The 10,000-nt window shown below is 46.6% G+C and carries 10 protein-coding genes; 4 read left to right on the top strand and 6 right to left on the bottom strand.

Annotated elements, in window-relative coordinates:
* The first annotated feature begins 2 nt into the window (after positions 1–2).
* Positions 3–773: an ABC transporter permease gene (locus LDL40_RS11970; protein WP_300995607.1), complete on the top strand. Its 771-nt coding sequence runs from the start codon at positions 3–5 to the stop codon at positions 771–773.
* Between the two features lie 37 nt (positions 774–810).
* Here LDL40_RS11970 and LDL40_RS11965 read toward each other — a convergent pair whose 3' ends face one another.
* On the bottom strand, positions 811–2,694 hold the full coding sequence (locus LDL40_RS11965; protein ID WP_300995606.1) for an EAL domain-containing protein: 1,884 nt from the start codon (positions 2,692–2,694) through the stop codon (positions 811–813).
* Between the two features lie 314 nt (positions 2,695–3,008).
* Here LDL40_RS11965 and panP point away from each other — a divergent pair, with 314 nt between their 5' ends.
* On the top strand, positions 3,009–4,655 hold the full coding sequence (gene panP / locus LDL40_RS11960; RefSeq protein ID WP_300995605.1) for a pyridoxal-dependent aspartate 1-decarboxylase PanP: 1,647 nt from the start codon (positions 3,009–3,011) through the stop codon (positions 4,653–4,655).
* Positions 4,656–4,772: 117 nt separating this feature from the next.
* Here the strand turns inward: panP and LDL40_RS11955 are convergent, their stop codons facing one another.
* Complete coding sequence (locus LDL40_RS11955) at positions 4,773–5,648, bottom strand: DUF4394 domain-containing protein (RefSeq protein WP_300995604.1); 876 nt, start codon at positions 5,646–5,648, stop codon at positions 4,773–4,775.
* A gap of 202 nt (positions 5,649–5,850) precedes the next feature.
* On the opposite strand from LDL40_RS11955, the gene LDL40_RS11950 reads away from it, so the two are divergent.
* Together LDL40_RS11950 and LDL40_RS11945 are read left to right on the top strand one after the other, a co-directional pair.
* Positions 5,851–6,048: a PspC domain-containing protein gene (locus LDL40_RS11950; RefSeq protein ID WP_300995603.1), complete on the top strand. Its 198-nt coding sequence runs from the start codon at positions 5,851–5,853 to the stop codon at positions 6,046–6,048.
* Between the two features lie 29 nt (positions 6,049–6,077).
* A complete protein-coding gene (locus LDL40_RS11945; protein WP_300995602.1) occupies positions 6,078–6,485 on the top strand; it encodes a GFA family protein in 408 nt (135 codons plus the stop codon).
* A 54-nt stretch (positions 6,486–6,539) separates the two neighbouring features.
* Here LDL40_RS11945 and panC read toward each other — a convergent pair whose 3' ends face one another.
* The 4 genes from panC to pcnB form a co-directional block, all read right to left on the bottom strand.
* Positions 6,540–7,382, bottom strand: coding sequence for a pantoate--beta-alanine ligase (gene panC / locus LDL40_RS11940; RefSeq protein WP_300995601.1), 843 nt, complete (start codon positions 7,380–7,382; stop codon positions 6,540–6,542).
* A gap of 12 nt (positions 7,383–7,394) precedes the next feature.
* A complete protein-coding gene (gene panB / locus LDL40_RS11935; protein ID WP_300995600.1) occupies positions 7,395–8,186 on the bottom strand; it encodes a 3-methyl-2-oxobutanoate hydroxymethyltransferase in 792 nt (263 codons plus the stop codon).
* Positions 8,187–8,384: 198 nt separating this feature from the next.
* Complete coding sequence (gene folK / locus LDL40_RS11930; protein ID WP_300995599.1) at positions 8,385–8,870, bottom strand: 2-amino-4-hydroxy-6-hydroxymethyldihydropteridine diphosphokinase; 486 nt, start codon at positions 8,868–8,870, stop codon at positions 8,385–8,387.
* Positions 8,863–10,000, bottom strand: a 1,138-nt coding sequence (gene pcnB / locus LDL40_RS11925; RefSeq protein ID WP_300995598.1) for a polynucleotide adenylyltransferase PcnB, incomplete at its 5' end; no start/stop codon positions are given. The genes pcnB and folK, both read right to left, overlap by 8 nt.

Genomic DNA, 10,000 nt, shown 5'->3' with positions numbered 1-10,000 from the left:
GCATGAGTTCACGTAATTTAATAGCGCTACAAAGTATTCTTTATAAAGAAACCAACAGATTTATGCGGATTTGGGTGCAAACCCTGGTTCCACCTGCCATCACCATGACCTTGTATTTTGTCATTTTTGGTGCCTTGGTGGGGTCCCGTATTGGGGATATGGGCGGCTTCAGTTATATGGAGTTTATTGTGCCTGGCCTGATTATGATGTCGGTGATCACCAACTCGTACTCTAACGTGGCTTCGTCTTTTTTCAGTGCTAAATTTCAGCGCAATGTCGAAGAGTTACTGGTTGCGCCTGTGCCGAACTACATCATAGTGCTGGGTTATGTCGGCGGTGGTGTGGCTCGCGGTATTCTGGTCGGTTTAATAGTGTCGTTGTTATCGCTGTTTTTTGTCGATATCAAAGTGCATCACTTGTTTATTCTGATGTCGACCGTGGTGCTGACTGCGACTTTGTTTTCGCTGGCTGGTTTAATTAACGCTGTGTATGCCAAAACTTTTGATGACATCAGCATTATTCCGACCTTTGTGCTGACGCCTTTGACCTATTTAGGCGGTGTGTTTTATTCACTGAGTTTATTACCGGAGTTTTGGCAATACGTGTCTAAAGTGAACCCTATTGTTTATATGGTGAACGCTTTTAGATATGGCTTTTTAGGCGTCAGTGATGTGAATCTGGTGTTCGCCTTTAGTGTCATTATTGGTTTTATTCTGGTGTTTTTTAGCTTCGCCATGTACCTGATCAACAAGGGCACAGGTCTAAGAAGCTAAGACTAAAAACGGGGGCAGATCAGTGTAGTTGGTGCTACTAATGTGATCGGCCTCCATTTTCGTAATAACGCAGCGGTACAGGTGCCGCCGGACCAAAGTAGTAACCCTGAGCATATTTAATACCACAGCGCTCCAATGCGTCCAGCGACTGTTTGCTTTCTACCATTTCAGCAATGATTAGCAACTGAGTTTGTTGAGCAAAGGAGCTGATATGCTCAATAAAAAGCTGAGCATCAGGGTCAGTTGTAATGAGTTCAACTAAACTGCCATGAATTTTTAAACCATCTACATGGAGTTGCAGCAGATCGGCCATTCCAACACCACTGGCTACCCCAAAATCATCCAGCAGTACTTTTGCCCCCGCTTTTTGCAGCGCAGCAATAGCATCGCGACAACGATCAAATTCCGGCAGAACCCCTGCTTCTGCCAGCTCAAAATACACCCTTTGTGGCTTAGGGTAATGCTGTAAATAATCGAGGAAAAACTGCTGTAAATCATAATCTAATAAGTCGCGGCAGGTGACGTTAATAGACCAGCTGACGTCTGAGGTAGCAAATTGGCTGGCACTTTTGATAAACATCATTTTGGTCAGCTCCGAATCCAGATGGCTACGATTGACGATACTTAAAAACTGACCTGGTGTCAGAATGCTGCCGTCGCTACGTAAAATCCGCGCCAGACACTCATATTGAAAAATCTCGCCTGTGCTGATTTGTACTACAGGCTGAAAGTAGGGCACTATTTGTTCGTGACCTATGGCTTCCCGAACTTCTTTCGCCATCTTGATATTGGTGTGCAGATGTTGTTTCAGCGCCAGTAAACTGTCTGAGTAGACGACCAGAGATTGCTGTTGTAAACGTGCACTGTTAACCGCCAGCATAGCGTTCTCCAGCACAACAGCTCTTGGTGACAGGGCAACGCCCAAAGTAACGGTAAAAAGCAGATACGGATCGTTTAAAACAGCTTGCGTGAAATCAAAGCTTTTTAGTTTGTCATGCATTTCGGTATCAGAGACTGTCGCAACACGACGGATCGCCAGTTTTTCAAATGATAAACGATATAAACGATAAGAGCGGCCAAAATGCAGTTGTAACTTTTGGATAAAGTGACTCATGGCCTGTTCTGCAATCAGAGCTCCATACAGATGGCTGACTTCGTCCAGATTATTCACCTGTACCACAGCAAGTTGACTTAAATTGCCGGCTTCATGGCGTAGATGGGCTTCCAGTGCCAGAGCATTCCGCTGCCCTGAACTACGGTCTGTGGTTAGAGTGCGTCGTAAGAACGTAGCGTAACTTAAGGCCAATATGAGCGCCAGGCCAAAAAATACTGAGCCACTTAAAATCGATTGTTGCATGCTGGCCATCAGCCGTTGATCCATATCTGTGATAGCGATATCAGCGCCTGCCAGATAAGGAGTGCCGTTTGCGCTTTGATAAGGAATTAACACCGAGCGGAAATGACCAAACTGGTCAACAGATTCTTCAAATACAGGAGCTATAGAGGCGAAGGCGGCTTTGTTGGCGTCAGTGGCTTCAGGGTAATAATCATAAAAATAATTTAACTGGCCACGTAATAAATCATCTTCGGTATAACTGGAGGAGGTGAAATGCACTTTGCCATCGACCTGAATCATACTGTAGACATATTGTAATTTTAGATCCTTAGCGTAAAGACTGAGCTTTTTTGCCAATTTTAGATAGTCAGTACGGGAGATATGCTGTGGACCGCTGATATTGTCATGATACTGCTCGCCTAACAGGTAAGGGACGGCTTTGACAGCATTTATTAATTGTTGATCTATCTGAGCCAGTTTTGTCTGATAGGTTTGTTGATACTGGTAATATACATAACCAGCAATGGCGAGCAGATACACCAGAAGGCTGACCAGAATAAAATGTGCTGAACGGATCCGTACCATGCAATGACTCGTAAAAAGGAACCTGAAAACAATACCTTAATAGCTTAGCTGATTTAGTCCAGACTGACAGCTAATACTTTAATCTGATGTAAAGACCGGCTTTAAGGAGTATTTGTTGCAATCAGGCAGCGACATTCGGCAAAAATCAGCACTTTATGCTGTTCTTTGCAGCAAGATGATCGACAGATGAATTTTTTTAAAGACATTTAAATGTGCATTTAGTACAGTGACTTCCTTTTTGACTTACTGATTTTACGGCCCGAAAACACAACAATTATAAGCCGATAATGTGACCCCGGTGAGACAGGATACGAATGACAGAATCAAACAAACGCCAGGCTACAGCGTCTGAAGAAGCTTTGTGGCGGATATTTACTGTGCCCGAGGCTCCGGACTCGACGCTAAGTATCATAGAGCAGAACATTTCGCAGAATCTGGCAGGTTTTTTACGCGAAAGTATTGTCGCAGTGGAAAAACCTCTGTGGCAAATTGAGCGCGATTTTCAGGCTCATCAAATCCCGTCAGAGCCCAAATTTGTCTCGGATTATGCAGAGCAGATGATGGAAAAACTGGTGGCGCATTCAGTGCATACCGCAGCCCCCAGTTTTATTGGTCATATGACCTCAGCTTTGCCTTATTTTGTGTTGCCACTGTCCAAAATGATGGTGGGTTTAAACCAGAATCTGGTGAAAATCGAAACCTCCAAAGCCTTCACTCCATTAGAGCGTCAGGTCATCGGTATGATGCACCATCTGGTGTATGGCGAGGGCGATAGCTTTTATAAAAAATGGATGCACAGCGCCAACCATTCTTTAGGTGCTTTTTGTTCTGGCGGCACCATTGCCAATATCACCGCGCTTTGGATAGCCCGTAACCGATTATTAAAGGCCGATGGTGACTTTAAAGGTGTCGCCAAAGAAGGTTTGTTCCGCGCTATGAAATACTATGGCTATGAAGGATTAGCTATTTTAGTCTCAGAGCGTGGCCATTACTCCTTGGGCAAAGCCGCTGATATTTTAGGTATAGGCCGTGAGTTTTTAGTACCGGTGAAAACCGATGCCAATAACAAAGTACAAATTGAAGAGATGCGCCGCGTCAGCCGTGAGCTGAATGATAAAAACATTAAAGTGATGGCCATAGTAGGTGTGGCTGGTACCACAGAAACCGGCAATGTCGACCCATTGAATGATTTAGCTGACTTAGCCGCTGAACTGGGCTGCCATTTTCATGTTGATGCCGCCTGGGGCGGGGCCACCTTGTTATCTGATAAATACCGTCATCTGCTAAGCGGCATAGAGCGTGCTGATTCAGTCACTATAGATGCGCATAAGCAAATGTATGTGCCTATGGGCGCCGGTATGGTGGTGTTTAAGCATCCGTCTTCGGCCCATGCGATAGAACATCATGCTGAGTATATTCTGCGTAAAGGCTCCAAAGATTTAGGCAGTCAGACGCTGGAAGGTTCACGCCCTGGTATGGCCATGTTAGTCCATGCCTGCTTACAGGTGATTGGCCGCCAGGGTTATGAAATTCTGATCAACCGCAGTCTGGATAAAGCCCGTTATTTTGCCGGTTTAATTAAAGATCACGCGGAGTTTGAGCTGATCACTGAACCTGAGTTGTGTTTATTAACTTATCGTTATGTGCCGGCCGAAGTGCAACGCGCTATGGCCTTGGCTTCGCCGGAAAAACAGCACAAGTTTAATGAACTTCTCAACGGTTTAACCCGCTTTATTCAGAAAACTCAAAGGGAAGAAGGGCGCTCTTTTGTCTCCCGTACCCGGATTAAACCAGAGCGTTATCAGCGTCAGGATACAGTGGTGTTCCGTGTGGTATTAGCAAACCCGCTGACGACAGATCAAATTTTATTTGATGTGCTGGAAGAACAGCAGCAAGTGGCCGCTTTGGATAAAGAGTTTTTGCCTAAGTTATTACAACTGGCTAAAGACAGTGCAGCCTGATCTTATTCTGTGAAGCCCTAAGCAGGTTCACTATAGTTAAAAAGCCCAATCACAGCACTGAAGTGTGAAGTGACCGGGCTTTTTTTTTATGGCGTCAGAGCGGTAATAACTTACCAATCAGGGTTCAATCGCCATACCAAGCAGGTCCTGACCATTCGCCAAAGTACCCAGTTTTTTGTTTTGTCCTGTCTGTAAATATAATTGATACAAAGTACTGGCCGGCTCTGCTGTTGTGCTGACAGCCATAAAGCTCAGGTTACTTAAATCGGAAATATCAAAGGAGATCTGTTGCAGCGATTGTAGTCCAAGGCTGCCTACAGTAAACAACTGGCCTGTATTAGGTGATACCGCTGGCGTTGTGCCTTCTTTACTGCCTTGGGTTACCAGCGTGCCATGGGTTTTATCTATGGCGTAGTTGGTTGTCAGCGCGCTGTCTTGCTGGTTGTAGGTATAAGCTGCAGCCACTATGGTGGGTTTTTTGCCAAAGTTAGCGTCCTTGTCTGCGTAGTGCAGTTCAGGGTCAACAGAAGCTAAAGCTGCAGTTTCCGGATGCAGTCTTAAGTTTTGACCATGCTCATTCACCACCCGGATCCTGTCAGCCACAGGGTTAAAATCAAAGCCAAACTGACCTTTTTTTAAGGTGCCTGCAGGTAAAACAGGGCCTGTGGCTGTCAGTTTTCCTGTACCGGTATCTATGCTGTACAACTGGCCTTGGTTGGATAATGCAAATAAAACGCCGTAAGCAACGCGGTAATCTATGCCAACTAAAGCCTCGCCTGTTGCCAGGCCTGAAAGTGTTTTCTGTTCGACTATTTTGTCCGGAGCTGCAACCTTCACTTTGATGAGTTGATGTGTATTATCAAGCAGCCAGAGTGTTTCATTGCCTTTTAAAGCGGGCATAGTGGCTGCGCTCAGTCCTGAAGATAGGCCAGCCGATAAAAGGCCAGTTGCAGCCAGCAGGGTAGAACCGAAAATCTGTTTTGTTATTTTCATCAATCCTTCCTTTATTACGTCAGACTGACCCTATGACAGGTCTGTATTATGGTGGAGCAGAGTCATCACTCTGCCGCTTGTTACCATAGTGCAGTCAGAAGGTGTTCGTAAAGGCGTTCATAGTTTCTTACATCCTCATGCATTGCTAAGCGTCGCTGGCAGAGTTACTTTAGAGTTCGGGTTTATTCAAGAGGGAAGTACGATGTCAGATAAAAGCTTAGCTTTATCCAATGATAAAATGGTCGCCGGAGTTTGTGGTGGTATAGCAGAGTACTTTGGCTGGTCCAGCGGTGGTGTGCGGCTGGTGTATGTGCTGCTGTCGGTGTTGTCCGCAGCTTTTCCCGGCATATTTGTTTATGTCATTTTGTGGTTGTTGATGCCAAGAAAAGACAGCCTTTAACCAGCTGTGATTGAAAGAGCAAACTTGTTATGTATTCAGGCCAATGCCTTTGTGGTGCGGTAAAAATCGCAATTTATGGTTCCATCAAGGACATCATTCTTTGTCATTGTTCTTTGTGCCGAAAATCCAGCGGCACAGCCTATGCTACCAATGGCTTCGTATCCAGTGCCGAATTTAGTGTGATTCAAGGCGAACAACTGCTCAAAGCCTTTTCGTTAAAACAAGGCAGGCAGAGGCATTTTTGCTCCAACTGCGGTAGTCCTGTGTATAGCTCAAGCGCTGCAGATCCAAGTCGAGTTCGTATTCGTTTGGGCATACTGGATTCAGACATCACAGAACGCCCCATTAGCCATAACTTTGTATCGTCGAAAGCCAACTGGGATGATCTGGATGCAGAGTTGCCCCGTTACAACAGCCATGAGCCGGGCAGGACATAAAACTAAAGTCAGTCCCAGTCGTTATCTGTAACTGCCGTAGACTGACTTCTGGTATTAGACTTCGATGTTATCAATCAGACGTGTCGTACCCAGGTGGGCAGCTGCCAATATGACCAGCGGAGCGCTTAAATCCGCGGCAGGCACTAAGGTTTGGCGATTGGAGATATTGACATAATCTGCTTTAAAACCTGCCGCATTCAGCTGATCTTTGGCTTGCTGCTCTAAAGCGCGTAAATCGCTGACGCCTTGCTGTAACTGCTGTTTCATCCACTGCAAAGTACGGTACAAAGCCGGAGCTGTGCTGCGTTGTTCCGCTGTTAAATAACCATTACGTGAACTTAAGGCCAAACCATCTTCAGCCCGGATTGTTGGCACTCCAATGATTTCAATTGGCATAGATAAGTCAGCTACCATCTGGCGGATAATAGCCAGTTGCTGATAGTCTTTCTGGCCAAAACAGGCAATGTCTGGCTGCACCAGATTAAACAGCTTAGTGACTATGGTTGATACGCCACGAAAATGCCCGGCACGACTGGCGCCGCAGTGGTAATCGCCTAACAGCGGTACTTCAACAAAAGTTTGCACATCCAGGCCACGAGGGTAAATCAGTTGTGGTGTTGGAGTGAATACCGCATCGGTGCCATGTTCGGTCAAGCCTTTGCAGTCCTGCTCTAAAGTGCGTGGGTATTTGTCCAAGTCTTCATTGGCGCCAAACTGCATCGGATTCACAAAAATACTGGCAATAACCCTATCGGCTCTTTGTTTGGCTGTGTCGACTAATTGCAGATGACCCTGATGTAGGTTACCCATAGTTGGAACGAATGCGATGCGTTCGCCGGCGCTACGCCATTGACGAATCAGAGCACGTAGCTGAGCAATATCCTGAATCATTAACATAAAAAGCAGACCTTAAAAGCTATGTTCAGGGCCAGGGAACTGGCCTTGTTTTACATCCTGAATGTATTTACCTATGGCTTGTTTAATATCACCGGTTTCCTGCAGGAAGTTTTTGGAGAATTTTGGAATGTAACCTGAGCTGATGCCCAATAAATCGTGCATCACCAAAATCTGGCCATCGGTGTCTTTGCCTGCGCCTATACCGATCACTGGGATCATCAGAGCTTTGGAGATACGTTCTGCCAAAGCGGAAGGGATACACTCTACCACCAACAGCTGAGCGCCAGCTTCCTGTAATGCTATGGCCTGTTGCACCATTAAATCTGCAGCCTGTTCGTCACGGCCCTGAACTTTAAAGCCACCAAATACGTGCACGGACTGAGGAGTTAAACCTAAATGACCACAAACAGGGATACCACGTTCAGTCAGAGCTTTGATGGTAGGTAACAGGAAATCACCGCCTTCAAGCTTGACCATATTGGCACCTGCTTGCATCAAAGGTGTGGCGTTTTGCATCGCTTGTTCCACTGTGGCGTAACTCATAAAAGGCATATCGGCGATGACGAAAGCCAACGGTGCTCCAGCGCGGACACAGCGGGTGTGGTAGGCAATTTCAGCTGTAGTTACAGGCAGCGTGTCGCTATGGCCCTGTAACACCATGCCCAGGGAATCACCAATTAAAATAACTTCAACACCGGCATCGGCAAACAATTTAGCGAAACTGGCATCATAAGCCGTTAAAGCGGTAATTTTTTCGCTTTTTTGTTTTAACTTCAGTAATTGAGCAGTGGTAATTTTTGCCATTTTTCTCTCATCCGACCACAAGGGAATAATTCGGGGCGCACCTTGGCATAAAAAAACGCCAACGGCAAGTTATACCCTTCGTACTTGAAGCTGCAGCATTGTTGACTTCGCGATCTCGCCCCAGTCACATAGGACGACTATGCTCCTGGGGTCTCAATCACTAGTCGCCTCCCTGCAACTCCAATTACTTTGGGTATATCAGAGACGAGTCAAGCCGTTTAAAGGCACAGTCGTCAGTAACTCGGTCAGTCTGGTGCCATCAGGCAATACCAAGTTTGAGTTTAGTTCTGCCAGCGGATAAAGCACAAACTCGCGTTGCTTCATGCCGTAATGCGGCACAATGAGGCGCTCAGTCTGGATCAGATCATTGCCAAACAACAGAATATCCAAATCCAGAGTCCGGGGGCCCCAGCGTTCATCTTTACGTTGCCGGCCTTGTTCAAGCTCAATCTGTTGCAGTTCAGTCAACAAATCTACCGCAGCTAAACGGGTCCTAACAGCTGCGACGGCATTAACGTAATCCGGCTGATCTTGTGGCCCCATAGGTTTAGAGCCATAGAAAGAGGACACCTGAACAAGTTTTGTGTCTTTGATGTTCTTCAAAGCCAGGATCGCGCGCTCTAACTGTTGTACAGGCTGAGCTAAATTTGCGCCCAGCCCTATATAAACCAGAGTATCAGCCATTCGTTGCTGAACCCGGGGGGCGGCGTTTGGTCGGTGGGCGACGGCGGCGTGGCCGACGTTCAATACCTTCTTTACCGAGGTTTTGCACTAAAGCTTCACGGCCTGCTTCGTCGTCAGCCTGGAATCTCTGCCACCAAGTTGCTAATTCCTGCAATTCGCCGCCTTCGGCCTGTGCCCTTAATTGCAGGAAGTCGTAAGCTCCCCGGAACTTGGTTTGTTCCAGTAATTTGAAGGCGCGACGTCCAGCTCTCTTACTTAAACGACTTTGCAGGAACCAGATGTCTTTAATGGTCAGGCTGAAACGTTTTGGAATAGCAATGGAACGTTGTACTTCGTCCAACACTTCCATCATGGCAATATTCAGCGCATCCACTTCGTTCAGACCACTTTCAACCAGCAGTTTTTCCGCGCGTTGTTCAACCGGGTACCATAATAAAGCCGCAAAAGTAAAAGCCGGAGTGACAGGCTTATCCACGGCAACACGCTGGTCAGTGTCCTGCATGGCTTTGGTGATCATGCTGAACACTTTGCCGCTGCTGTCCTGTTTTAATACTTTGGCCAGTTGAGGCAACAACTGTTTGATAATGCCCAAATCATTCAGCATCACAAAGTTATCAAAGGCTTTGCCTGCCATGAATAACTTGAGGAATTCTTCAAATAAACGCGCTGCCGGAATGTTTTTCAACAGGACAGCCAGTTCTTTGATCGGTTCCAGCGTCGCTGGGGCTATGTCCATATTTAGCTTGGTGGCAAAACGCACAGCACGCAGCATCCGCACCGGATCTTCACGGTAACGGGTTTCCGGGTCGCCAATTAATTCGATTTTGCGTGCTGCTATGGCTTCAATGCCGTTGGCAAAGTCGTAAATAGCAAAGTCTGCTACTGAATAGTACAAGGCATTAATGCTAAAGTCGCGACGCTCTGCGTCTTCTTCGATAGTGCCGTAGACGTTATCACGTAAAATCTGGCCTGCATCACTCTGGCTGGCTTTTGGACTGGTTTCATCGTCGCCAGTGTGGTGGCCACGGAAAGTCGCCACTTCAATCACTTCACGGCCAAACACCACATGGGCCAAACGGAAACGGCGGCCAATCAGACGGCAGTTCTTAAACACCTGTCGCACTTGTTCA

Source organism: Rheinheimera sp. (assembly GCF_020217005.1).
Lineage (GTDB): Bacteria > Pseudomonadota > Gammaproteobacteria > Enterobacterales > Alteromonadaceae > Pararheinheimera.
This window is presented reverse-complemented; position numbering and strand designations above follow the sequence as displayed.

What these genes read in the sequence shown, in the direction of transcription:
- LDL40_RS11945 (WP_300995602.1), top strand. Translation starts at nt 6,078, where the DNA reads ATGTATTCAGGCCAATGCCTTTGTGGTGCGGTAAAAATCGCAATTTAT.
- panB (WP_300995600.1), bottom strand. Translation starts at nt 8,186, where the DNA reads ATGGCAAAAATTACCACTGCTCAATTACTGAAGTTAAAACAAAAAAGC.
- LDL40_RS11965 (WP_300995606.1), bottom strand. Translation starts at nt 2,694, where the DNA reads ATGGTACGGATCCGTTCAGCACATTTTATTCTGGTCAGCCTTCTGGTG.
- folK (WP_300995599.1), bottom strand. Translation starts at nt 8,870, where the DNA reads ATGGCTGATACTCTGGTTTATATAGGGCTGGGCGCAAATTTAGCTCAG.
- panP (WP_300995605.1), top strand. Translation starts at nt 3,009, where the DNA reads ATGACAGAATCAAACAAACGCCAGGCTACAGCGTCTGAAGAAGCTTTG.
- LDL40_RS11950 (WP_300995603.1), top strand. Translation starts at nt 5,851, where the DNA reads ATGTCAGATAAAAGCTTAGCTTTATCCAATGATAAAATGGTCGCCGGA.
- LDL40_RS11955 (WP_300995604.1), bottom strand. Translation starts at nt 5,648, where the DNA reads ATGAAAATAACAAAACAGATTTTCGGTTCTACCCTGCTGGCTGCAACT.
- panC (WP_300995601.1), bottom strand. Translation starts at nt 7,382, where the DNA reads ATGTTAATGATTCAGGATATTGCTCAGCTACGTGCTCTGATTCGTCAA.
- LDL40_RS11970 (WP_300995607.1), top strand. Translation starts at nt 3, where the DNA reads ATGAGTTCACGTAATTTAATAGCGCTACAAAGTATTCTTTATAAAGAA.